This window comes from Plantibacter sp. lyk4-40-MEA-4, assembly GCF_030209415.1.
GTDB lineage: Bacteria > Actinomycetota > Actinomycetes > Actinomycetales > Microbacteriaceae > Plantibacter > Plantibacter flavus_A.
The window spans coordinates 349406-373087 of record NZ_JARVSA010000001.1 but is presented as its reverse complement, the minus strand read 5'-3'; the positions used below and the strand labels follow the sequence as shown (position 1 = coordinate 373087).

20 protein-coding genes are annotated in these 23682 nt (G+C 70.1%); 15 read left to right on the top strand and 5 right to left on the bottom strand.

From position 1 onward, the window contains the following. Positions 1–179: 179 nt before the first annotated feature. Positions 180–512, top strand: coding sequence for a helix-turn-helix domain-containing protein (locus QRN44_RS01805; RefSeq protein WP_285038142.1), 333 nt, complete (start codon positions 180–182; stop codon positions 510–512). 85 nt (positions 513–597) lie between these two features. On the opposite strand, the gene QRN44_RS01800 is transcribed toward QRN44_RS01805, so the two are convergent. Continuing rightward, on the bottom strand, positions 598–1059 hold the full coding sequence (locus QRN44_RS01800) for a hypothetical protein (RefSeq protein ID WP_285038141.1): 462 nt from the start codon (positions 1057–1059) through the stop codon (positions 598–600). Between the two features lie 270 nt (positions 1060–1329). Between QRN44_RS01800 and QRN44_RS01795 the strand changes: the two genes are divergently transcribed. The 8 genes from QRN44_RS01795 (at position 1330) to QRN44_RS01760 (ending at position 11299) form a co-directional block, all read left to right on the top strand. After that, entirely contained in the window at positions 1330–2853 is a 1524-nt protein-coding gene (locus QRN44_RS01795; RefSeq protein ID WP_285038140.1) for an MmgE/PrpD family protein, read from the top strand. A gap of 31 nt (positions 2854–2884) precedes the next feature. Then, positions 2885–3784, top strand: a complete 900-nt coding sequence (gene prpB / locus QRN44_RS01790; protein WP_064294892.1) for a methylisocitrate lyase — start codon at positions 2885–2887, stop codon at positions 3782–3784. Between the two features lie 124 nt (positions 3785–3908). Beyond that, positions 3909–5033 carry a bifunctional 2-methylcitrate synthase/citrate synthase gene (locus tag QRN44_RS01785; protein WP_121292140.1) on the top strand — a complete coding sequence of 375 codons (1125 nt, stop codon included), beginning with the start codon at positions 3909–3911 and terminating at the stop codon, positions 5031–5033. A 69-nt stretch (positions 5034–5102) separates the two neighbouring features. Continuing rightward, positions 5103–6929: a hypothetical protein gene (locus QRN44_RS01780; RefSeq protein ID WP_285038139.1), complete on the top strand. Its 1827-nt coding sequence runs from the start codon at positions 5103–5105 to the stop codon at positions 6927–6929. Between the two features lie 84 nt (positions 6930–7013). Further along, complete coding sequence (locus QRN44_RS01775; protein ID WP_285038138.1) at positions 7014–7445, top strand: hypothetical protein; 432 nt, start codon at positions 7014–7016, stop codon at positions 7443–7445. Between the two features lie 126 nt (positions 7446–7571). Next, the gene (locus QRN44_RS01770; RefSeq protein WP_175118066.1) at positions 7572–8123 is read left to right on the top strand and encodes an acyl-CoA thioesterase; all 552 of its coding nucleotides are present in this window, start codon (positions 7572–7574) and stop codon (positions 8121–8123) included. A 139-nt stretch (positions 8124–8262) separates the two neighbouring features. Beyond that, entirely contained in the window at positions 8263–10212 is a 1950-nt protein-coding gene (locus QRN44_RS01765) for a hypothetical protein (RefSeq protein ID WP_285038137.1), read from the top strand. Between the two features lie 91 nt (positions 10213–10303). Continuing rightward, positions 10304–11299, top strand: a complete 996-nt coding sequence (locus tag QRN44_RS01760) for a DNA-3-methyladenine glycosylase family protein (RefSeq protein ID WP_240555582.1) — start codon at positions 10304–10306, stop codon at positions 11297–11299. Between the two features lie 29 nt (positions 11300–11328). Here QRN44_RS01760 and QRN44_RS01755 read toward each other — a convergent pair whose 3' ends face one another. After that, complete coding sequence (locus QRN44_RS01755; protein ID WP_285038136.1) at positions 11329–13113, bottom strand: phytoene desaturase family protein; 1785 nt, start codon at positions 13111–13113, stop codon at positions 11329–11331. A 249-nt stretch (positions 13114–13362) separates the two neighbouring features. Between QRN44_RS01755 and QRN44_RS01750 the strand changes: the two genes are divergently transcribed. Further along, positions 13363–17124: a proline dehydrogenase family protein gene (locus tag QRN44_RS01750; protein WP_285038135.1), complete on the top strand. Its 3762-nt coding sequence runs from the start codon at positions 13363–13365 to the stop codon at positions 17122–17124. Between the two features lie 87 nt (positions 17125–17211). Here QRN44_RS01750 and QRN44_RS01745 read toward each other — a convergent pair whose 3' ends face one another. Beyond that, positions 17212–17562 carry a GntR family transcriptional regulator gene (locus QRN44_RS01745; protein WP_079003587.1) on the bottom strand — a complete coding sequence of 117 codons (351 nt, stop codon included), beginning with the start codon at positions 17560–17562 and terminating at the stop codon, positions 17212–17214. Between the two features lie 89 nt (positions 17563–17651). Beyond that, the gene (locus tag QRN44_RS01740; RefSeq protein ID WP_064294884.1) at positions 17652–18089 is read right to left on the bottom strand and encodes an Lrp/AsnC family transcriptional regulator; all 438 of its coding nucleotides are present in this window, start codon (positions 18087–18089) and stop codon (positions 17652–17654) included. 162 nt (positions 18090–18251) lie between these two features. Here QRN44_RS01740 and ddaH point away from each other — a divergent pair, with 162 nt between their 5' ends. The 3 genes from ddaH (at position 18252) to QRN44_RS01725 (ending at position 20371) form a co-directional block, all read left to right on the top strand. Next, entirely contained in the window at positions 18252–19133 is an 882-nt protein-coding gene (gene ddaH, locus QRN44_RS01735) for a dimethylargininase (RefSeq protein ID WP_350310084.1), read from the top strand. A 131-nt stretch (positions 19134–19264) separates the two neighbouring features. Further along, on the top strand, positions 19265–19498 hold the full coding sequence (locus tag QRN44_RS01730; RefSeq protein ID WP_064294883.1) for a hypothetical protein: 234 nt from the start codon (positions 19265–19267) through the stop codon (positions 19496–19498). 114 nt (positions 19499–19612) lie between these two features. After that, positions 19613–20371, top strand: a complete 759-nt coding sequence (locus QRN44_RS01725; protein WP_121292152.1) for a polyprenol monophosphomannose synthase — start codon at positions 19613–19615, stop codon at positions 20369–20371. 31 nt (positions 20372–20402) lie between these two features. Here QRN44_RS01725 and QRN44_RS01720 read toward each other — a convergent pair whose 3' ends face one another. Continuing rightward, a complete protein-coding gene (locus QRN44_RS01720; protein WP_285038134.1) occupies positions 20403–21071 on the bottom strand; it encodes an NAD(P)-dependent oxidoreductase in 669 nt (222 codons plus the stop codon). 328 nt (positions 21072–21399) lie between these two features. Here QRN44_RS01720 and QRN44_RS01715 point away from each other — a divergent pair, with 328 nt between their 5' ends. After that, positions 21400–23121 (top strand): YncE family protein, encoded by a 1722-nt coding sequence (locus QRN44_RS01715; RefSeq protein WP_285038133.1) that lies wholly within the window; start codon positions 21400–21402, stop codon positions 23119–23121. 182 nt (positions 23122–23303) lie between these two features. After that, a complete protein-coding gene (locus QRN44_RS01710; protein WP_175118058.1) occupies positions 23304–23678 on the top strand; it encodes a DUF3060 domain-containing protein in 375 nt (124 codons plus the stop codon). Positions 23679–23682 lie beyond the last annotated feature (4 nt).

Sequence of the window (23682 nt, the reverse complement as noted above, 5' to 3'; positions counted from 1 at the left end):
GGTGCCCTCGGCATCGGTCCCTGAGTTTGTCGAAGGGCGGGCGTGTCGGTCCCTGAGCTTGTCGAATGGCAATGCTGTCCGCTGACGGCAGAACGCGTGCTCCCCGAGCCTGGCCGACCCGCGCCTACAGTGAGAGCACGCGGTCACGGAGCCCGCGCCCGCAGCCGGAAGGAGTCGCCATGTTGTACCGCGAAGCCCTCGGTGCGGCCCTGCGCACGCGTCGACTCGAACAGGGGCGCACCCTGCAGGACGTCGCGACCGCCGCAGCCGTCTCGACGCCCTACCTGTCGGAGATCGAACGCGGCCGGAAGGACGCCTCCTCCGAGGTGGTGGTGACCATCGCCGACGCGCTCCGCACCCGCCTCGACGCGCTCATGTTCGACATCGCCGACCGCTTCGAGACCGCGGCGGCTCCGATCGTCGTCGAGCTGCCCCTCGCCGAGGACGTGCTCGCCGACGCGACGATCACCCCGCTGCGACCCGCGGCCGACCCGCAGCTGCTCGCCGCCTGACGCCGACCGTCGGCGATCGTCCGGACACGGTGCTTCGTCCCGTCCGGTAACTGCCCGTCGCTCGCTCGGCCCACCGCTCCCTCCGTCAGCCGCGGGCGAGTGCCTCGAAGGTCTCGTTGAGGAGCGGCTCGGCCGTCTCCCACGTCGTGTCCGCATCCCAGGCACCGAGGTCGGTGACCTCGGTGTGGCGGCCGGCCTGGTGCTTCGGCTCGGGATCGCCCGGGAGCCGCAGCCGCTGGGTGAACCCTCCGGTCGTCCGGTCGAAGTCGAGCACGTGGAAGGCGACGTTCCGGTTCCAGTCCTCGGACGGCCACGAGATGAAGTTCACGCGCACCCGCTCAGCGCACAGCGGCCCCTCGGCGACGTAACTGCCGGGGTGGTCCTCGCCCGGCGACAGGATGCGGTACGCGCCGTTCGAGCAGTACAGCAGCAGGGCCGGCACGAACGGCTTCTCCGCGAACAGTTCGGTGTAGTGGAGCGCCTCGGCTCGAACCACGTCGCCGAACAGGTGCGGGGTCTGCGGTGCCCCAAGGGTGTGCATCGGCACGGTCGTCTCCTTCGGTTCGTCAGGGGTCGGTATGCGTGTCACTCTGGCCGCGGCCGCCGTATGCGCGGTGTACGCGGGCTGGGTGGATGCGCAGAACGACGCTGGTATTCCACGGTGCCAGGAGATCGGCGCGACAGCAGGACCGTTCCACGCGAAATGTCCTGTTCCCGGGCGGTTCTCCTGCTGCGGCGCGACGGACCCGCGGGCGTAGGCTGGAGGATGCGACGCCCCGCAGCACACTCGGACGGGCCGCACCCGAAAGGAACACCCGTGATCCAGCACCACCTGCGCGTCCATCGCAGCGACGAGAACCTCGCCCGTGAAGGACAGCTCGCCTGGCAGCTCGCCCGCGTCGCGACCGATCCGGTGGAGGTGACGCCCGAGGTCGTCGACATGATCATCAACCGGGTGATCGACAACGCCGCCGTCGCAGCCGCCTCGCTCACGCGCCGACCCGTCTCCTCGGCTCGCGCCCAGGCGCTCAGCCACCCCGTCAGCACGGGCGGCGACGGTGCCACGGTGTTCGGGCCCGACCTCGCCCGCCGCGTCTCCCCGGAATGGGCGGCCTGGGCCAACGGCGTCGCCGTGCGCGAGCTCGACTTCCACGACACCTTCCTCGCCGCCGAGTACTCGCACCCGGGCGACAACATCCCGCCCATCGTCGCGGTGGCCCAGCACGTCGGCTGCACGGGCGCCGACCTCGTCCGAGGGATCGCGACCGGCTACGAGATCCAGATCGACCTCGCGAAGGCGATCAGCCTGCACCGACACAAGATCGACCACGTCGCACACCTCGGCCCGAGCGCCGCCGCCGGCATCGGCACGATGCTCGGCCTCGACCAGGCCACCATCCACCAGGCGATCGGCCAGGCACTCCACACCACGACGGCCACCCGCCAGTCGCGCAAGGGCGAGATCTCCACCTGGAAGGCGCACGCTCCCGCGTTCGCCGGCAAGATGGCGGTCGAGGCCGTCGACCGGGCGATGCGCCGCGAGACCAGCCCGTCACCGATCTACGAGGGCGAGGACGGCGTGGTCGCCTGGCTGCTCGACGGCCCCGACGCCTCCTACGACGTCCCGTTGCCCGGCGCCGGTGAGCCGAAGCTCGCGATCCTCGACTCCTTCACGAAGGAGCACTCGGCGGAGTACCAGGCGCAGGCGTGGATCGACCTCGCCCGCAAGCTGCACCACGAGCACCCGGAGGTCCTCGTGCCCGGAGCCGTGGACCGCATCGTCCTCCACACCTCGCACCACACGCACTACGTCATCGGATCCGGCGCGAACGACCCGCAGAAGTACGACCCGACGGCGTCGCGCGAGACGCTCGACCACTCCATCCCCTACATCGTCGCGGTGGCGCTGCAGGACGGCGCGTGGCACCACGTCGACTCCTACCGTCCCGAACGTGCCACCCGCGCCGACACCGTCGAGCTGTGGCACCGGATCTCGACGGCGGAGGACGCTGAGTGGACGCGCCGCTACCACTCGCTCGACCCGGCCGAACAGGCGTTCGGCGGGCGCATCGAGATCACGCTCACGGACGGGTCGACCATCGTCGACGAGATAGCCGTCGCCGACGCCCACCCGCTCGGAGCCCGGCCGTTCGCACGCGCCGACTACGTCCACAAGTTCCGCACGCTCGCCGCCGACGTCCTCGATGCGGAGGAGATCGAGCGTTTCCTCGCGCTCGCCGAACGCCTCCCGGAGCTCGACGCCGACGAGGTCAAGCAGCTGAGCATCCAGGCCGCCTCCGGGGTCCTCGCCTCGGCACCCCACCCGGCCGGCCTGTTCTGATGCCGGCCGACCTCCAGAAGGGACCGTGCTGATGCTGTACAGCGAGACCACGCCGGCAGAGAAGCGCCGGCTGTTCCGGGAGCGACTCGCCACCGGTGAGCTGCTGCGCTTCCCGGGCGCGTTCAACCCGCTCTCGGCGAGGCTCATCGAGCAGAAGGGCTTCGACGGCGTCTACATCTCCGGCGCGGTGCTCTCCGCCGACCTCGGGCTGCCCGACATCGGACTGACGACCCTCACCGAGGTCGCCGGTCGCGCCAAGCAGATCGCCCGGATGACCGAGCTGCCCGCGATCGTCGACGCCGACACCGGCTTCGGGGAGCCGATGAACGTCGCGCGCACCGTCCAGGAGATCGAGGACGCCGGGCTCGCCGGGCTCCACATCGAAGACCAGGTCAACCCGAAGCGCTGCGGCCACCTCGACGGCAAGCAGGTCGTCGACACCTCCACCGCACTCGGCCGGATCCGTGCCGCCGTCGACGCCCGGCGCGATGCGAACCTGCTCATCATGGCGCGCACCGACATCGCCGCCGTCGACGGGCTCGACGCCGCGATCGACCGGGCCAAGCAGCTCGTCGACGCCGGAGCCGACGCGATCTTCCCCGAGGCGATGCGGTCGCTCGAGGAGTTCGCCGCCGTCCGCGACGCGGTCGACGTGCCGATCCTCGCCAACATGACGGAGTTCGGCAAGAGCGAGCTGTTCACGAGTCAGCAGCTCGCCGATGTGGGCGTGAACCTCGTCATCTGGCCGGTGTCGCTCCTCCGCATCGCGATGGGCGCCGCGGGTCGCGCGCTCGACACGCTGAACGACGAGGGCTCGCTCACGAGCAAGCTCGGCGAGATGCAGCACCGTGCCGACCTCTACGAACTGATCGACTACGAGGGCTACAACCGCTTCGACACCTCGGTCTTCAACTTCACCATCGACCGGTAGGCGTCCCCTCACCGGTGAACACCACCTGGGTCTCCGCTCCCCGAGCTTGTCGAGGGGCGAGCCGGGTGCCAAGCTCGACCGACGCGCGCAGGACGCGCGCAGGCAGTACGCAAAGGAGCAACGCATGACCGAAGCGACCAGCGACATCAAGAAGGGTCTCGCCGGCGTCGTCGTCGACGTGACGAGCGTCTCGAAGGTGAACCCGGAGACGAACTCGCTGCTCTACCGCGGGTATCCGGTCCAGGAGCTCGCCGAGCACTGCAGCTTCGAGCAGGTCGCGTACCTGCTCTGGAACGGTGAACTGCCCACGGGGGCCGAACTCGCGGAGTTCACGTCGTCGGAGCGGGGCCAGCGCGCTCTCGACGACAACGTCAAGGCGGCCATCGACCTCCTCCCGACGACGAGCCACCCGATGGACGCCCTCCGGACGGCGGTCAGCGTGATCGGTGCGAACGATCCGACCGCCGAGACGAACACCCCCGAAGCCAACGGGGTGAAGGCCGCTAGCCTGTACGCGAAGCTGCCCGCGATCGTCGCCTACGACCAGCGCCGCCGCCACGGCCTCGAGCTCGTCCCGCCGCGCGACGACCTCGGCTACAGCGCCAACTTCCTCTTCATGACCTTCGGCGAAGAGGCCGATCCGGTCGTCGTCGAGGCGTTCGACGTCTCGATGATCCTCTACGCGGAGCACTCCTTCAACGCTTCGACGTTCACCGCCAGGGTCATCACCTCGACCCTCAGCGACCTGTACTCGGCGGTCACCGGAGCGATCGGCGCGCTCAAGGGCGCCCTGCACGGTGGGGCGAACGAGGCCGTCATGCACGTCTTCGACGAGATCGGGACGGCTGACCAGGCCAGCGCCTGGCTTGACGCGGCGCTCGCCGAGAAGCGCAAGATCATGGGCTTCGGACACCGGGTCTACAAGAACGGCGACTCGCGCGTGCCGACGATGTTCAAGGCGCTCGAGCGGCTCGCCGAGCACTACGGCAAGCCCGAGATCCTCGAGCTGTACACGACGCTCGAAGCGGACATGGTCGCGCGGAAGAACATCAAACCGAACCTCGACTACCCCTCGGGCCCGGCGTACAACCTGATCGGGTTCGACACGGCCACGTTCACGCCGCTGTTCGTCGCCGCTCGGATCGTCGGGTGGACGGCGCACATCGCCGAGCAGCTCGCGTCGAACGCGCTCATCCGTCCGCTGTCCGAGTACGTCGGGCCCGACGAGCGGCACGTGCCGACCGACTGAGGGACGAGTTCTCCACAGATTCGGCGGCAGCCCCCACGGCGATATTCCAGGTGAGTAGCCTCGGTCCTCGTGACTGCTCTGATTCGTCCTCCGCGCTCCTTGCTCCTGCGATCCACGCTTTCGGCCCTAGCCGCTGCGACCATCCTGCTCACCGCGGTGGGAGCCCCGGTCCCGGCGTCCGCCGCTCCGCCCGTCGGTTCCATCGCCGACCCCCAGGAGCACGACGACGGACCCCGTGACGCGTTCGGCACCGGGGACGTCCCCGGTGCGCCGGACGCCGTGGCCCCTTCGGCAGGCACCTCGAGGGTGATCGGGAAGCTCGTCCTGCAGAACCGGTCCAGTGGATCCTCGGCGTACGTCGGGCTCTCCGCGCCGGAGTCGGGTCGGAACGTCCAGCGGCTGTACTCGTCCTCGGTGGGCGGAGCGGCGTCGCTCGCGGGAACGTATTCCCTCCCCGCCGTCGGTGCGGCCGGGCCGATCGCCGGCGTGGGAACCTCCTCGACGCTCTGCCTGACGCCCGCCGGCGACGGCTCCCGGGCGTTCGTCGCAGCCCGGACGTGCACCGGTTCCCCGTCGCAGGACTTCGAGTGGCGCTACGTCTCGAACACGTGGGTCGCCGGCTACGCGCTGTACCCGGTGTCGAGTCGGTACTCCCTGGGTGGGACCGACACCGACACCTTCGTCGAGCTCACGATGGACGCGCTCACCGACGTCGTCGTGGAGTCGCAGCTGGCCCCGATCGAGCCGTTCGAACTGCGTACGCCGGCGATCGGCGCCACGGTGGACACGCCGTCCCCCACGTTCAGCGGTATCGGGCAGCCCGGATCGTCCATCTCGATCCGCACCGACGCGCAGGCTCTGCTCGCGAGCACCAGTGTCCCCCTGGACTCGACGTCCTGGTCGGTTCCGTCGATCCAGCTCGAGCCCGGCCGCTACACGGGCACCGCGACCCAGAGTGGGACCGGTTCGGATGTCCAGGTGCGTTTCGACTTCACGGTCCCGTCGCCGCTCGCGCCCGGCGCCTCGATCCCCACACCGACGCTCACCCCCGGTCAGTCCGTGGAGGTGGAGGCGACGTTCAACGCCGATGCCGGTGGTCAGCGCATCGACGTCTACCAGCCGGCGAACACGCGGATCACCGCGGTCGACCATCCGGCCTTCACGCTCGACGCGTTGGGCATCGGAGGCACCCTGCCGGTCGGCACGAACACGCTGAGGTTCACCCTGCGGGCGAATGACGACGCTCCGATCGGCGAGGCCACCGGTGGCAAGGTCGCCTACGGTTCCTCCCGCATCACGATCTCCGACTTCGCAGCGAACATCGTCAGGGCACCGGACGAGCCGATCGCCCCGCTGGTGGTCCAATCGCCGAAGCGCGGCGAGACGATCACTGAGACGACCCCCGTCTTCCGAGGGACCGGTGAGCCGGGGTCGCGGATCGAGATCCGTGGTGCGTGGGGGCGTGTCCTCGGCTCAGTGGAGCGCGTGGACGCGAGCGGTGCTTGGTCGATCACGTGGAACAAGAGTCTCCTCCCGAGCCGCTATGTCGGAGGAACCGTGAAGCAGTTCGTGAGCGGTGTCGCGACGCACACCTTCGTCTACGACTTCACCCTGGTGCAGCCGCAGCTCGTCGTGACGTCGCCGACGTTCGGCGACACGATCACGGGAACCCGTCCAGTCTTCACCGGTACGGCGAACCCCGGGGCGCGGGTGCGGATCACGGGCGCGTGGAGCACCGACCTCGGCTCCGCGATCGCCGACGAGCGCACCGGTGAGTGGACCATCACCTGGCCGCGCGACTATCAGCCGGCGCGCTACTTCGGCGGCACCGTGACCGAGACGGTGGGCGGGAAGGTCATCAGCTCGACCGGATACGACTTCACCCTCGCCCGCTGACCCACCTGGCCGCCGGCCCGGTGTCGCTGCACCGGGCCGGTGGCTCCTCCCTCCCTCCACCGAGTCCCCGAAGGAAGATCCATCTTGAAGCACCTCACCCTCCTCGCCGCCGCGGGCCTCACCATCGTCGCCCTCGCCGGATGCACCGACGCGGACGCGTCGTCGATGTCGAGCGCATCACCGACGGCTGCCGCCGAACCCACCACCGATTCCGAGTACACGATCCCCGACGTCACCAGCGAGTGCGTCGACGGCATGGCGACCATCGTCGACGACAGCTCGAACGTGACCATCGACGGTGACTGCGAGAACGTCGTCGTCGAGGCCTCCAACAGCATCGTGACCGTGACGGGAGCCGTCGTGAACCTCTCGCTCAACAGCTCCATCACCCTCGTGAACGTCTCGACCGTCGACAACGTCGCGTTCGTCGAGGGAGCCAACGGCAACAAGGTCGCGACCTCGTCGGCGCCGGTCATCACCGACAGCGGGGAGGGCAACATCGTCGCCGCTGACTGACGGCCGGCGAGTCCCGGCCCAGGTGTGTCGGACGCCACACGTCGCCAGGCGTCGCAGGACCCAGGTGTTGTCGAGTCAGGACAACCGTGGTGCGAGACGTCGTGCCGGCGGGGTACGGTCGCATCCGTGCACCTCATCTTCCGCACCATCGCCGTGCTGCTGCAGTCCCGCCGTCGAGCCCGTCGTGGTGAACGTCCGGGTGTCTGGGACGTCGGTCGGATCCGGCTCCGCGTGCTCCCGACCGACCTCGACGTGCTCGGGCACATGAACAACGGCGTGTACCTGTCGATCTTCGATCTCGGCCGACTCGACCTGCTGATCCGGAACGGACTGTGGGATCGCTTCAAGCACCTGGGCTGGTACCCCGTGGTGTCGAGTGAGAGCATCACCTTCCGGAAGTCGCTGCAGCCTTGGCAGCGCTTCAGCGTCGAGACCCGCGTGACGGGCTACGACGACAAGGGGGTCTTCATCGAACACCGCGTCGTCGTCGGCGGCGAGATCTACACGCAGGCCATCGTCCGAGGGCGCTTCCTGAAACGGTCGGGCGGCGTGGTCCCGCTCGCAGAGCTCCTCGAGCTCACCGGCCCTGCCCCGACCGACCTCCCGGCGTGGCAGGCGCAGTGGGCCCGCGACGTCGCGCTCCCGCCCACGAAGGCGCCGGCCCCCAGTGACTGGTGACTCCGGGTCGGTCGACATACTGGATTAAGCAACTGGAATACTTGTAGGCTGACCGGGTTCGTCTTCGAACCCTCACCGGTGCGTCCGGGTGGCTCCTCAACCTCCCGTCCGCGCCCTTGCGAAAGGTCGCCTCGCTCCGATGAAGCTCCTCATCCCCGTCTCCCTCCTGAACCTGGTCGGCATCACGGCGACCCTGCTCGGCGGTCCAGCCGCGACCGACGCCGATCCGTCGGCAGACGCCCCGCCCAGCGCAGCTGTCGTCCAAGGCCGATTCATCGGTCAGACGTTCCCCACGGGCTCGGGCTCGTTCTTCGCGGTCGGCGCCTCGACCGATGTGCTGAATCCGGTCAGGGCGACGACGCACGCCACCCTGCAGGACGCGCTGGCCGCTTCGGAGCGCTGGACGTTCCCCTCGGCGGACGCGTCCGGACCGGTGACGACCGCGGCCGGAGGCGTCACCCGCTGCCTCCAGCCCGACCCGTCGCAGCCGTACAAGTACGTCTACCCCGCCGCCTGCAACGGATCCACCGCGCAGCAGTGGGCCTGGGAGTCCTTCGAGAACGGCCGGGTCGGCGGGTACGGTCTCGTCTCCAACGGCGGATCCGGTGGGTTCCTGCGCCAGTTCGACGGTCGTCTGGCCGTCGGAGGGTACGGGGTCGCCGCCGATGCCGACCGCGTGCTGCCCGAGGGCGTCGATCCGGTCCCGGCCGGAGAACCGGTCACACTCGAGTCGCCTGCGCCAGGTTCCGTCGTCAGGGAGCCTCGACCCGCGTTCAGCGGCCGGGGCACGCCCGAGGCCGACATCCAGGTCCTCGACTCGGCGGGGGCGCTGCTCGCCGCGGCGACCGTCGCCCCGGACGGCTCATGGACGGCCGTCCCGTCGCGCGACCTCGCACCCGGAGCCCAGTCCGGCACGCTTCATCAGCAGTCCGACCAGTCGACGGCGAACTGGTCGCTGACGTACCTCGTGGTGGCCCCCGTGGTCGTGCAGGCACCCGCGCTCGACGCCACGGTCGACGTCCCCCGTCCGCAGTTCTCCGGCCTCGGCGAGCCCGGCGGTCAGGTGACCGTCGTCGACGATCGCACCGGCGTGACACTGGTCGACGTCGAGGTGGACGACACCGGCGCGTGGAACCAGCGATCGTTGCGGACGCTCGAACAACGCGCCTACACTGCGACCGCGACACAGGTGTTCGACGGGCAGCGCACGACCGCTCCTCTCCGCTTCACCTACACCGACCCGACCCCTGAGCCCGGCCCGGTCGAGGACGTGACCCTGCGCTCGCCCGCCCTCGGTGAGGTCGTCGAAACGCCGGTGCCCGTGTTCACCGGCCGTGGCGAGCCCGGAGCGACCATCCGGGTGATCGGTGCATGGAACACGGAGATCGGTTCCGCGAGAGTGGGCGACGACCACGTCTGGACGGCGACGTTGAACAAGACGCTGAGCCCGGGTCGCTACCGCGGCGGAACGGTGCGCCAGGAGATCGGCGGGACCGAACAGTCGCGGGTGCCGTACGACTTCACCGTGAGCGCCGGCGCCACCATCGCTCCGCTCGTCGTCGAGACGCCGAGCGTCGGTGGCTTGGTCTCGTCGTCCGTACCCGTGTTCAGCGGGAAGGCTCAGCCCGGTGCGCGACTCGAGATCTGGAGCGCGTGGGGCGATCTCGTCGGGAAGACCGAAGTCGTCGCGGCGAGCGGGAACTGGTCGATCATGTGGAACAAGTCACTCCTTCCCGCTCGGTACCGGGGTGGCTGGGTCAGGCAGATCGTCGGCGACGTCGAGACGCATCGCTCGGTGTACGACTTCACGATCGCGTCGGAGCTGAAGGTGACGTCGCCGAAGATCGGCGACACGCTCACCGGCACTCGGCCGGTGTTCACCGGGACGGCGACACCGCTCGCCGAGATCGAGATCATCGGCCTGTGGGGCACGCGACTCGGGACGACGAAGGCCGACTCCTCAGGTGCGTGGACCATCCAGTGGGGCCGGGATTACCTCCCCGGTCGCTATCAGGGAGGACGGGTCGAGCAGCGAGTGAACGGCACGTTCGTCGATCAGGTGGGATATGACTTCCGCCTGGTGCGATAGCGGATCGTCGGCGGCTGGTGAGGCATCCTCACGATCCTCAGCCGCCGTCGGCGTCGCCGGATGTCGGTGGTCACCACGTAGGGTGACCACCATGTCCGCCTCTGCATCGTTCGCCGCTCCATCACTGTCCTCCGTCGAGGCCGCGCTGCAGCCGACCGGATCGGTGTCGCGCGAGGCGGAGCCGATGCGGACGGTGTACCGTCCCAGCGGTCCACTCGACGTCCATGGCACCCTGCGGCTGATCGCCCGGGGAGGCGACGGACCCTGCTACCGCCGTACGCCTGGCGGGGTCTGGCTGACAGCGCGCACACCGCACGGTGGCGCGACGCTGTACGTCTCGACGGTCCGCGACGGCAGGGTCGAGGCGACCGCCTGGGGTCCGGGAGCCGAGTGGATGATCGCCGGCGTGCCTGAGCTGCTGGGGCGCGACGACGACTGGTCGGAGCTCGACGTGAGCCGGAGCCCGCTCCTCACCGAGGTGTCCCGACGGAACCCGGGGTTGCGGTTGAGCCGCAACCGGCTCGTGTTCGAGATGCTCGTGCCGTCGATCCTCGAGCAGAAGGTGACCGCACTCGAAGCGTGGCGTGCGTGGCGCCTGCTCGTGCGGCGACACGGTGACCCGGCGCCGGGGCCGGCACCCGAGGGCATGGTCGTCGCGCCGTCCGCCGAGACCTGGCGGATGGTTCCGAGCTGGGAGTGGCACACAGCGGGTGTCGGGCCGCAACGGTCGGAGACGGTCGTGCGGTCGTCGCGACTCGCCGCCGCGATCGAGCGGACGATCGACGAGCACCCCGATGACGCGTCACGGCGCCTCCAGAGCCTGCCGGGCATCGGCGCATGGACGGCCGCCGAGGTGACGCTCCGAGCGCACGGCGACCCCGACGCCGTGAGTGTCGGCGACTACCACCTCGCAGCCTCGGTGGGTCAGGCGCTCACCGGCTCACCCGTGGACGACGACGGCATGCTCGAGCTGCTCGCACCCTGGGCTGGTCACCGGCAGCGGGTGCTGCGGCTCATCGGCCGGAGCGGCATCCACAAGCCGCGTCGCGGCCCGAAGATCACCATCCAGGACCACCGCCACCACTGAGCGCGGTAGCGCGCTCCACGGCGTGCGGGTCAGGCGTCCAGGACGGCCATCGCCGCGTTGTGCCCGCCGAGCCCGCTGACCGCGCCACCGCGTCGGGCCCCGGCGCCGCAGAGCAGGACGCGCGGGTGCGCCGTCGCGACGCCCCACCGCTCGGCCGCCGTCGACCGAGGGGCGTCGTCCTCCAGGAACGGCCACGACAACGGGCCGTGGAAGATGTTCCCGCCGGGCATCGCCAGGGAGCGCTCGAGGTCGAGCGTCGTCCGCGTCTCGATGCAGGGCCGCCCCTCGGCGTCGCGCAGCAGCAGGTCCTCGATGGGTTCCGCGATCACCGAGTCCAACGATCGCAGCACCGCGGCCTGCAGCGCGTCGCGGAAGGCGTCGTGGCCGCCGGGGACCGCGTTCGCAGCGACCGCGAGCCGATGCGGCACATGGAGGCCGAACACGGTGAGCGTCTGCGCCCCGGACGCCTGCAGCTCCGGCGACAGGATGCTGGGGTCGCTCAGGGTGTGGCAGTAGATCTCGCACGGCAGCGGGTCGGGGATCCGGCCGGCCTCCGCCTCGAGGTACGCGTGCTCCAGCTGGGCCCAGCCCTCGTTGATGTGGAAGGTGCCGCCGAACGCCGCCGCCGGATCGACGGCCGGGTCGAGGAGCTTGGGGAGCCTGCGCAGCAACAGGTTCACCTTCACCTGAGCGCCCTCGGGATGCGGGACACCGTCCCCCGGCGCTGGCGCCGTGCCGAGGATCGCGTCGGCATCACGCCACTGCACCGGCGTCCCCCGCGCTGCCGACCACGCAGCGTACGAGGTCGCGGCCGCCCGCTGCTCCGCCGCCGGGTCGAGGAGGCGCTCCAGCACCGCCGGGGCAGCGCCCGACAGGATCCACTCGCCGCGGACGACGACCCCGGGGCGAGGCCGGAACCGATCCTGCGCCGCCGGTTCGGACGCCTCGAGCTCCGCTTCCGCAGCGAGGTCCACATACGCGACGAGCCCGTGCTCCGATTGGATGGACGTCACCTCGGCGAGCGTCCGGATCTCGGCACCGGCCTCTTCGGCGGCTCGGCGCAGTGCGTCCGTGACCGCACCCATGCCGCCGACCGGGACGTCCCAGTCGCCCGTCCCGCCGCCGATCAGGTGGTAGAGGAAGCAGATGTTCTGCTGCAAGGTCGGGTCGTCGGCGCGGGCGAAGGTGCCGATGAGCGCATCCGTGAAGACGACACCTCGGACGAGGTCGGAACGCGCGGCGTCCTCGATGGCACGGCCGATCGGCTCGTCGAACACCGCCGACCAGATCGACGCGACCTCAGCGGCCGGCACCCCGAGGTCCGCGGCGGCGGCGATCGCCGCGTCACGCGCATCGGAACGGCTGCGGAGCGGCTCGAGCACCGTCGGCCAGAGCACCGAGGCCAGGTGACCGATCCGACGGTGCAGTTCGGCGATGCCCGCGGCGTCCTCCGGATGCCCGATGGATGCGAACGACGCGACGGTGGCGTCGTCGTCACGGTTGTCGATCAGGAGACCCGTGCCGGGGTTCGCGGGGTCCGGCGTGTACGAGGAGAAGCGGCGCCGGACGAGCCGGACGTCGAGCCCGAGCTCGTCGATGATCTGCTGGGGAAGCAGGCTGACGAGGTACGAGTACCGGGACAGGCGTGCGTCCACACCGGGGAACGGACGTTCCGAGACGGCTGCTCCACCCGTATGGTCGAGGCGTTCGAGGAGCAGGACGCGCTTGCCCGCGCGTGCGAGGTAGGCGGCGGCGGTGAGGCCGTTGTGTCCGCCGCCGACGATGACGGCGTCGTACTGCTCGACGGAGTGCATGACCACACCCTATTCGCAGCCGCACTTCGACAGGCTCAGTGACCGGGGTGGGGGTGCTCAGTGACCGGGGGTGGGGGTGCTCAGTGACCGGGGGGCGGGGGGCTCAGCGACCGGGGGAGGCGCACCGCGACGTCGCCCACCGGTCCCTGAGCCTGTCGAAGGGCGGTGACCGGCCGGGGTGCTCAGCCGCCAGGCGTGTACTCGCGAGCCTCAGCTGGGATCACCGGATCGGCGCATAGGCTGAGCAGCATGGCGAACGTTGCGAACGAGGGTCCCACCGAAGCGGTCGGACTCGCGGATCGTGCGATCGCCCTCGCGTCGAAATGGGTCGACGAAGGGGCGGAAGCTCCGACCGATCCCGCCGCCGAGCGGCTCGCCGGCGTGCTGCGCGATCCCAACGGTCTCGAGTTCACCGTCGGGTTCGTCGACGGCGTCATGCGCCCGGAGGACCCGCTCGTCGCCGGCAACGCCCTCGCCGCCCTCGCGGGTCGGACGCCGCGGTTCCTGCCCTGGTACGAGCAGGCCGCCGTCCGCACGGGTGGTCTGGTCGGTCCGGTCCTGCCCTGGGTCGTCGTCCCCGCCGCGCGACGCGTCCTCCGGGGCATGGTCGGCCACCTCATCGTCGACAGCCGTCCCCGTGAGCTCGGCAACGCGATCGCGAAGCTGCGCGCCGACGGTTCACGGCTCAACTTGAACCTCCTCGGGGAGGCCGTCCTCGGCGAGGGCGAGGCGGCGAGACGGCTCGCCGGCACCCGCGAGCTCCTGCAACGCCCCGACGTCGACTACGTGTCCATCAAGGTCTCGTCGATCGCCAGTCAGCTGTCCATGTGGTCGTTCGAGCAGGTCGTCGACCGCATCGTCCGTCGCCTCGTGCCGCTCTACGAGGAGGGGCTCGCGACCGGCACCTTCATCAACCTCGACATGGAGGAGTACCGCGACCTCGACCTCACCATCGCGGTCTTCACCCGACTCCTCGACCAGCCGCAGCTGCTGCACTACCAGGCCGGCATCGTCATCCAGTCCTACCTGCCCGACGCCCTCGAGGCGATGATGCAGCTCACCGCCTGGTCGAAGCAGCGCGTGGCCGCCGGTGGCGCGCCCATCAAGGTGCGGCTCGTGAAGGGCGCGAACCTCGCGATGGAGCGGGTCGACGCGGCGATCCACGGCTGGCCGCTCGCGACGACCGGATCGAAGCGCGAGACCGACACCAACTACAAGCGCGTGCTCGACTGGGCGCTCACGCCGGCGCACACGGACGTCGTGCGGGTCGGGGTCGCCGGGCACAACCTCTTCGACATCGCCTACGCGTGGCTCCTCGCGGGCGACCGCGGTGTGCGCGAGCGGGTGGACTTCGAGATGCTGCTGGGGATGGCGACCGGTCAGGTCGAGGCCATCAAGCGGGACGTCGGGGCGGTGCTGCTGTACACGCCCGTCGTGAACCCGAAGGAGTTCGACGTCGCGATCTCCTACCTGGTCCGCCGTCTGGAGGAGAACGCCAGCGAGGAGAACTTCATGTCGGCGGTGTTCGAGCTCGCCGAGAAGCCAACCCTGTTCGCACGCGAGCGACGTCGGTTCCTCGCCTCGGTCGACGCCCTCGGAGAGACCGCCGGGCAGGTGCCGACCCCCAACCGGACGCAGGACCGCGCCGCGGAGGCCCCGGAGGCACCGCTGTCCGACAACGACGGGGACGACCGCTTCCGCGATCCTGCGCAGGCGCCCGACGCCGGACTCACGCAGCAGGTCCTCGGGCTGGAACGCGGATCGAGCGGCGGCGAGGACCGCTTCCACGCCGACCCCTCCTCCGCGTACGTCGAGACGGCGGTCTTCTCCCGTTCGGAGCGTGGTGGTGTCGTCGACGGCGCCCCGGGCTTCGAGAACACCGCAGACACCGACCCGTCGCTCGCGGCGAACCGGGCGTGGGGAGCGTCGATCCTGGCGCGCGTCCCGCAGTCGACCCTCGGTGGCTCCGCGGTCGCGGCCGCAGCCATCGACGACCCACGTGTCCTCGAACGCACGATCACGATGGTCCGCACCGCCGGTGAGCGATGGGGAGCCCGCCCTGCCGCCGAACGGGCCGCCGTCCTGCACGCTGCAGCTCGGGTCCTCGCCTCCCGTCGGGCATACCTCATCGAGGTCATGGCGAGCGAGACCGGCAAGACGATCGCCGAGGCCGATCCCGAGGTGAGCGAGGCCGTCGACTTCGCGCACTACTACGCAGCCAACGCACCCCTGCTCGAGAGCGTGCACGGGGCGAGCTTCGTCCCCTCCGCGCTCACGGTCGTGACGCCGCCCTGGAACTTCCCCGTCGCCATCCCGGCCGGAGGCGTCCTCGCGGCGCTCGCCGCCGGCAGCGGTGTGATCATCAAGCCAGCTCCACAGGCGAAGCGATGCGCGGCCGTGGTCGTCGAGGCGCTCTGGGACGCCGGGGTGCCGCGCGACCTCCTCGTGCTCGCCGACGTGGCGGAGGGTGACCTCGGTCGTCGGCTCGTCTCCCACCCGGCCGTCGACCGGGTGATCCTGACCGGCTCCTTCGAGACGGCGCAGCTGTTCCGTGGGTGGCGTGCCGACCTGCCGCTGCTGGCGGAGACGAGCGGGAAGAACGCGATCATCGTCACGCCCAGTGCCGACCTCGACCTCGCCGTCGCCGACATCGTGAAGAGCGCCTTCGGGCACGCCGGGCAGAAGTGCTCGGCCGCGTCGCTCGTGATCCTCGTCGGCTCAGTGGCACGATCCGACCGCTTCCTGCGGCAGCTCGAGGACGCCGTCCGCTCGCTCCGGGTCGGCTGGCCGTCCGATGCGCGGACGCAGATGGGGCCGATCGTCGAGCCTGCGGGGGAGAAGCTCCTCGCCGGGCTGACCGAGCTGCGCCTCGGCGAGAAGTGGCTCGTCGAGCCGAAGCTGCTCGACGACTCCTCGGTCAACTTCGGCCGGCCGAGCGAGCGCCTCTGGTCGCCGGGGGTCCGCACCGGTGTCCAGCCCGGCTCGCCCTTCCACGTGACCGAGTACTTCGGACCGGTCCTCGGTGTCATGCAGGCCGCGAACCTCACCGAGGCGATCGCCCTGCAGAACGCGACCCCCTACGGACTGACCGCGGGCCTGCACACCCTCGACCCGGTCGATCTCGGGGAATGGCTCGACACCGTCGAGGCGGGCAACCTGTACGTCAACCGCGGCATCACCGGAGCGATCGTGCAGCGCCAGCCCTTCGGCGGGTGGAAGCGTTCGTCGGTCGGGACCGGCACGAAGGCCGGCGGGCCCAACTACCTGTTCGGGCTCGGCGAGTGGCGCCCTGATCCGGGATCGGCGAGCCGCAGTCTGCACCTCCGCGGGCTCGACACCCGCATCGTGAAGCTCATCGAGTCCGCCCAGCCGTCGCTCACCTACGAGGCCTTCGACGTGCTGCGACGGTCGGCGCTCAGTGATGCGATCGCGTGGGGGAACGAGTTCGGCGAGGTGAAGGACGTCTCGCAGCTCGGCGTGGAACGGAACCTGCTGCGCTACCGGCCGGTTCCGGTCGCGGTGCGGGTCGCGTCGGGGGCCGACCTGGGCGACGCGCTGCGGGTCCTCATCGCCGCGGTGCGGTCGCGGTCGCGGTTCACCGTCAGCCTCGGTGGGCGGCTGCCGCGCGAGGTGCGCGACTGGCTGTCGGAGCTCAGCATCCCGGTTTCGCTCGAGACCGACGAGCAGTGGCTGACCCGGATGGCGGCACGCGGGTCGATCGACACGGGCGAGCTGGGCCAGGAGCCACCGGTCGCGACCCGGGTGCGGATCGTCGGTCCGCGTCCCGAGACGGTTGCGGAGGCGGAACCCGGAACGGAGGCCTCCGAGCCTGAGCCGCTCGCGAAGCGACTCGCTGAGGTGCTCGGCGGCGATCCCGAGATCGCGATCTGGGGTGGACCGGTCACCCAGGCCGGACGGGTGGAGCTCCTGCCGTTCCTGCGTGAACAGGCGATCTCGATCACCGCGCATCGGTTCGGCAACCCCGATCCGTGGTCCCAGAGCGTCATCTGACCCTGACCCTGACCCTGACCCTGAGTCCGTTCCCCGGTCCCTGAGCCCGTTCCCCGGTCCCTGAGCTTGTCGAAGGGCGAGCCGCCGTCAGGCGCGGAGCGCGGCCTCCACGAGCGCCACGGCGTCCTCCGGCGAGACGCCGAGGTCCCGGATGCGGTCCGCGTACGCAGCCGCCGCCAGCTGCGCTTGCCGGTCGATCGCGTCGCCGTGCGCTGACACGAAGGTCCCCGCGCGTCCCCGGGTCTCGATGACCCCGTCGGTCTCGAGCAGCCGGTACGCCTTCGCGACGGTGTTCGGTGCGATCCCCAGCTCGTCGGCCAGACCGCGCACCGTCGGGAGCTTCGCGCCGGTCGCCAACCGCCCGTCGCGGACGGCCTCGATCACCTGCGTCCGCAGCTGCTCGAACACACTGGTCCCCGCCTGAATCGTCCACTCCATTCGCCCATCCTGCCCGCGAACGGTCACGAATGGCGACTTCGGACGAGCCGCACTGTGCGTTGGTGACCGTTCGCGGGCCGGGGGAGGGGTCAGTCGATGTGGCGGTGGATGAGGCGGGTGAGGACGATCGCACTGCGGGTGTGGTCGACGTTGGGGGCGATCCGCACCTTCTCCAAGGCATCCTCGAGGGCTGGGATGTTCCGGGCCCGCATGTGCACGATGGCGTCGGCGCTCCCGGTGACGGTGCCGGCGTCGACGACCTCCGGGACGCCCGACAGGATCCGCAGCAGCTCGTTGGGGGACACGGTGCCGCGGCAGAAGAGTTCGACGTAGGCTTCTGTCTGCATGCCGTCGACCGTGGGGTCGACCTGGATCGTGAACGATTGGATGACCCCGTCGGCGACGAGGCGGTCGACGCGTCGCTTCACCGCTGAGGCTGACAGGCCCACGACCGCGCCGATGTCGCCGTAGCCGGCGCGTGAGTTCTGTCGGAGCAGGTCGATGATGCCGCGGTCGAGGTTGTCCATGAAACTCAGTGTAAGCGCAATCATTGCGCGAAAAGCTGCCACTTCGCAGCATTCCTGCGCCAAACTCCGTGAAAACGCTGCGAATCGCGTGCCATGATGAAGATGGCGTGCCCCCGGGCCCCTGGACCTCGTCCGCCGACCCTCGCTCGTTTGGAGGCCGACGTGTCGTCGACGCTCAACCACCCCACCCCCACCACGCAGGACGCCACGACCGGTATCCGCGTCGCGAACCGTCGCCGGTACCTCATGTGCCGGCCGGACCGCTTCACGGTCAGCTACCGGATCAACCCCTGGATGAACCCGGACGACCCGACCGACACCTCGCTCGCGGTGTCGCAGTGGGAGCAGCTGCACCAGGCCTACCTCGATCTCGGCCACCGGATCGACCTCATCGACCCGCTCGACGGCCTGCCGGACATGGTGTTCGCGGCGAACGGCGGCTTCACGCTCGACGGCACCGCCTACGGGGCGAAGTTCACCTACCAGGAGCGCATCCCCGAGGGGCCGGCCTACATGGACTGGTTCGAGGCGAACGGCTTCCGCGTCGAGCGCCCCGAGTTCGTGAACGAGGGCGAGGGCGACATCATGCTCGTCGGCGACACCATCCTCGCCGGGACCGGCTTCCGCACCGATCCCCGCAGCCACGACGAGGTGCGGCGCATCTTCGACCGCGAGGTCGTGACCCTCAACCTCGTGAACCCGAGCTTCTACCACCTCGACACCGCGATCGCCGTGCTCGACCCGGTGGCTCCCGCCGACGGCTCGCCCGCGAACATCGCCTACCTGCCGACCGCGTTCGACGAGGCGAGCAACCGCATCCTCGAGCAGCGCTACCCCGACGCGATCCACGTGAGCACCGAGGATGCAGCCGTCCTAGGCCTCAACTCGATCTCGAACGGTCGTGAGGTCGTCATCGCCGCCCGGGCCGTCGGGTTCGAGCGTCAACTGCGCGAGCGCGGCTACACGCCGATCGGCGTCGACCTGTCCGAGCTGCTCCTCGGCGGCGGCGGCGTGAAGTGCTGCACGCTGGAGCTGCGCGGCTAGCCCTTCGACAAGCTGAGGGACCGGACCGGGGCTGTGCGGTCTCAGGGGCCGGGGTCGATGTCGAGGGGTTGCGGGTGCCGGTGGCGCGGCGTATACCTGCACTGACCGCTTGAACCCGAGGAAGGGCACCCATGGACGCCGGAGAACGACGTGACCACGAACGCGCCGACGCAGGACGCTCCGGCACCCTGAGTGATGCGACGGGGTTCTGGGTCGTGATCGCCTTCGCCCTGTTCGCCGGCGGCATGTGGGCGTTCGGCGAGGCGTTCCGCACGGACGTCCTGCAGGCCGTCTGGTTCATGGGTGGCATCCTCATGATCGCGCTCGCGATCTTCATCCCGGCGCATTTCGCCAGCAACAACTGATCCCTGGCCGGACGTTCGCCGACCGTTTCCTGAGCGTCCGGCCGTCCGGTCGGAGGCCGCCGATACGGTCCTGTTCAGCGCGCTACGCTGGCTGAGCAGACACGAGGACGGCACATGGATTCCACGGTGGTCATCATCCCCACCTACAACGAACGCGAGAACCTGGAGAGGATCATCGCGCGCGTCCGTGCCGCTGCACCATCCGTCGAGGTGCTCGTGGTCGACGACAACTCACCCGACGGCACCGGAGCGATCGCCGACCGTCTCGCCGCCGAGGACGACGCGGTACACGTGCTGCACCGCACCGGCAAGGAAGGGCTCGGCGCCGCCTACAAAGCCGGCTTCGCCTGGGCGCTCGGGCGCGGATTCGGCAACGTGGTCGAGATGGACGCCGACGGATCCCATGCCCCCGAGCAGTTGCCGGCGCTCCTCGCGGCCACCGCGGAGGCGGACGTCGTCCTCGGGTCGCGCTGGGTCCCGGGCGGCACCGTCGTCAACTGGCCCAAGCATCGCGAGGCCATCTCGCGGGTCGGCAGTGCCTACGCCCGGTTCGCGCTCCGGCTGCCCGCGCGGGACGTGACCGGCGGCTACCGTGTGTTCAGTGCTGACGCATTGCGGCGGCTGCAGCTCGACGAGGTCCACAGCCACGGCTACGGCTTCCAGGTCGACATGCTCTGGCACGCGAACCGCGCCGGTCTGCGGATCGTCGAAGTGCCGATCACCTTCACCGAGCGGACGCTCGGGGCGTCCAAGATGACGAGCGGCATCGTCGTCGAAGCCATGCTCCGCGTCACCTGGTGGGGCGTCTGCGAACTGACGGACCGCATCATCGGGCGTCGTCCCGCAGCGTCACGGGCGGCCGCCGGTTCCTGAGTCGCGATGGCGCCCGTCGGCGGGCGCGTCGTCAGCTGCGGCGCGGCCCTGACGAGATGACCGGGGTAGAACCGATGAGGTCCTCGTCGTCGACCGCATCCACGAGGTATGCGGCGACGTCGCAGCGAGGGATGCGGAGCGAGCTCGGCCAGCTCCCCGGTGGTGAGGACACGACCGGGCGTCGGGCGTCACTGGGGGAGAGCACGGTCGGGTGCACGATGGTCCAGTCGAGTTCCGAGCGGCGGAGGAACGCGTCCGCCTGCTCGTGATCGGCGTAGACGGTGCCGAGTCGGAGGAAGTGCGTCGCCCACCGCAAGCCTGCTGGGACGCTCCGGACCGACTCGCCGGCGCCGAGCGCGGAGAGGAGGACGACTCGCCGCAACCCACGCGAGCGCATCGCGTCCGTGGCGACTCGCACGGCGTTCGAGATGAGGTCGGGAGGGCTGACCTGGCGCGCCCACGGCCAGTCGGACGAGCCGATGTTGCTGAGGGCGATGATGACGGCCTGCGCGCCACGCATGGCCTCCTCGACGTCCTCACTCCGCAGTGGAGACCCCTGGACGACCGTCAGGCGGTCGCCGGGGACGACGGCGGCGGGGTCGCGGACGAGCGCGGTGACCGAGTGGCCGCGGCGAAGTGCCTCGCCGATGATGAGCCGCCCGGTGCGGCCGCTCCCACCGATCACGAGGAGGTGTGCCACCGTCGCCTCCCGATCGTCGAACACCGGCCCGACGGCGCAGGTGCTGCGACCGTCCGGACGGATCCATCGTCCCCGACGGAGCGACGGAGGGCATCGGGGACAACCCGGGGAGGGCGGTGTGATGGTGTGAGCGCGCGAGTCCGGCCCGAGCGACCGGCGCTGGCCGATTTCCGCGACCGGTTGTCGGTGCGGTCCCGTGACCGCTATCCTCACCAACAACTGTCGCGAAGTCGCCGCAGAACTGATCCTCGCTCAGGCGATCGGTCGGTGCGGTCCGGACTCCTCGACGATCTCGGTGGGGGGAGTGGCTCGAGCGATGGGGTGGCGTATGCCCGTGATTCGGAAGGTCGTCGCCGCGGTGATCGCGGTTGCGGCGATGACCATGTCGGTCGGCCTGCCGCAAGCGGCGTCGGCGGCCGCGCCGGAGTATCAGGCGAGCCGCGTCCTGACACTCGACGCTCGACCGTACGGGGTCGCCGTCGATCCGAACCGTGGGCTCGTCTACGTGTCGGGCCGGACGTCGAACGTCGTCTGGGTCTACGACGCCGACACGCTGGAGCGGGTGACGACGGTCGCCGTCCCGAACCTGCCATCACAGATCGCGGTCGACCCGGCGAGTGGCTACGTCTACGTGTCGCAATACACCGGCAACCTGCTGCAGGGGTCCCTCGCGGTCATCGATCCCGTGTCCGCGTCGGTCGTGGCCAGCGTGCCCGTCGGAAACGCGCCGACGGGCGTCAGCCTGAACCTCTCGACGAAGCAGATCTACGTGGTGAACTCCGCCTCGGCCTACCTCTCGGTGCTCGACGCTTCGGATCCGGCGGCTCCGGTCCCGGTCACCACCTGGTCGGCTGTGACCGGGATGCAGGAGGTCACCGTCGACGCCGCAGGAACCACCGCGTACGCCGTCGCACCGAACAACGACCAGGTGCTCGTGTTCGACACCGCGGACGGGACGCTGCGGACGAGCTGGTCGACGAACCGCGTGCCGCAGAGCCTCCTCCTCTCCTCGGACGAGACGAGCGCCTTCGTCACGGCGCAGCTCGGCCCGACGGCGACCGTCCACGACACCTCGACCGGGGCGGTGTCCGGGTCCATCGACGTCACGAACACCTACTTCACCTCCGCCGACCGTGCGCTCGAGTCGGCCTTCCTCACGTCCCCGCAGTCGAACGGCGGAACGGTCGTGGTGGTCGATGCGGCCACCGGCGCCCGTGTCCAGGACGTGCCCGCGATCGGCGCGTTCCAGATCGCGACCGACCCGACCCGCCATCGGACCTTCGTGACGAGCATCCGGAGCAACAACCTGACGGTGATCGATCCCATCGCCACGGCACCGTCCATCGTCTCCGATCCGGTCGATCAGCGCGTGGCTGCCGGCGGTGATGCGACCTTCGAGGCCCAGGCCTCGAGCGTCGAGGCGACCACCGTGGTCTGGCAGGTCAGTACCGACGGGGGCGCGACCTGGAGTGATCTCGCCGATGAGACCGCACCGTCGCTGACGATCGAGGCGGCGACGGTCGATCAGTCGGGCCAGCGATACCGTGCGGTCTTCACGAACTCGGTCGGGTCGACGCCGACTGCGGCAGCGACCCTGACGGTGGATCCACCGGCACCGACGATCGCACTGGATCCCTTGGCCGATCGGAGCGACCGGTCGGGGGATGCGGTCTCCGTCGCCGCGAACGCGACGACGTCGGACGGCTCGGCCGTCACCTACTCGGCGGTGGGATTGCCCGGCGGCATCGGTCTGGACCCGTCGACGGGCGTGCTGCAGGGGATCCCGACCACCGTCGGTGTCTTCGCCGTGACCGTCTCGGCGACCGCAGGCGAACTGGTCGCTTCCACGACGTTCACCTGGACGATCACCGCTGCGACGGTGGTCGTTCCGCCTCCGACCCCGATCGATCGGTCGTCCGAGGAAGGGTCGCTGGTCCGGACGGGGGCCGACTCCGCGCCGTTCGCACTGGCGGCGATCCTGATCCTCGCCGGGCTCGGGTCCTCCGCGATTGCGATCGCGATCGCGTGCGCGCGGAGGAGGGTGGGGTAGGGGCGGAGCCCCAGGCACCGACGCGCACGCAGCGCATCCGACGGAACGCGCGGCCCTGAGGGGTCGCGCGTTCCGTCGTTGTGTCGGCTTGCGCTCTTGGGACCGCTTGTATATCACTCATTCGTCGGCTAGTATTTCACGTGTAGAATCAGACATTCGGAAACCGACCGGAGATCTCCCCCATGAAACCAGCCGTCCTCGCCGCCGTGACCCTTGCGCTCGCCGGCACCCTCGTCGCCTGTACGTCCGCACCGATCGCCAGCGTTGCCGAACCTGCCGTCACCCAGTGCACCGGCCGTGATGTCACCATCGGCTCGGACGGCGCGAACGTGCGCCTCATCGGCGACTGCGGTGCCGTGACGGTGCGAGCCGACGCCGTCACGCTGCATGCGGACTCGGCGACCTCGCTCACGGTCGACGGCGACGACAACACGATCAGCATCGACTTCGTCGAACGTGTCGACGTCGTCGGATCCGGCAACGACCTCACCTGGCTCGACGGCGCCGAGCTCACCGAGGACGCCTTCCCCGGCAACACCCTGGCGCCGGCTCAGTGACCAC

Excerpts from the sequence above, each read along its gene's own strand:
- QRN44_RS01805 (WP_285038142.1), top strand. The coding sequence starts at position 180 with ATGTTGTACCGCGAAGCCCTCGGTGCGGCCCTGCGCACGCGTCGACTC.
- prpB (WP_064294892.1), top strand. The coding sequence starts at position 2,885 with ATGCTGTACAGCGAGACCACGCCGGCAGAGAAGCGCCGGCTGTTCCGG.
- QRN44_RS01785 (WP_121292140.1), top strand. The coding sequence starts at position 3,909 with ATGACCGAAGCGACCAGCGACATCAAGAAGGGTCTCGCCGGCGTCGTC.
- QRN44_RS01765 (WP_285038137.1), top strand. The coding sequence starts at position 8,263 with ATGAAGCTCCTCATCCCCGTCTCCCTCCTGAACCTGGTCGGCATCACG.
- QRN44_RS01760 (WP_240555582.1), top strand. The coding sequence starts at position 10,304 with ATGTCCGCCTCTGCATCGTTCGCCGCTCCATCACTGTCCTCCGTCGAG.
- QRN44_RS01755 (WP_285038136.1), bottom strand. The coding sequence starts at position 13,113 with ATGCACTCCGTCGAGCAGTACGACGCCGTCATCGTCGGCGGCGGACAC.
- QRN44_RS01750 (WP_285038135.1), top strand. The coding sequence starts at position 13,363 with ATGGCGAACGTTGCGAACGAGGGTCCCACCGAAGCGGTCGGACTCGCG.
- QRN44_RS01745 (WP_079003587.1), bottom strand. The coding sequence starts at position 17,562 with ATGGAGTGGACGATTCAGGCGGGGACCAGTGTGTTCGAGCAGCTGCGG.
- QRN44_RS01740 (WP_064294884.1), bottom strand. The coding sequence starts at position 18,089 with ATGGACAACCTCGACCGCGGCATCATCGACCTGCTCCGACAGAACTCA.
- QRN44_RS01730 (WP_064294883.1), top strand. The coding sequence starts at position 19,265 with ATGGACGCCGGAGAACGACGTGACCACGAACGCGCCGACGCAGGACGC.
- QRN44_RS01725 (WP_121292152.1), top strand. The coding sequence starts at position 19,613 with ATGGATTCCACGGTGGTCATCATCCCCACCTACAACGAACGCGAGAAC.
- QRN44_RS01715 (WP_285038133.1), top strand. The coding sequence starts at position 21,400 with ATGCCCGTGATTCGGAAGGTCGTCGCCGCGGTGATCGCGGTTGCGGCG.
- QRN44_RS01710 (WP_175118058.1), top strand. The coding sequence starts at position 23,304 with ATGAAACCAGCCGTCCTCGCCGCCGTGACCCTTGCGCTCGCCGGCACC.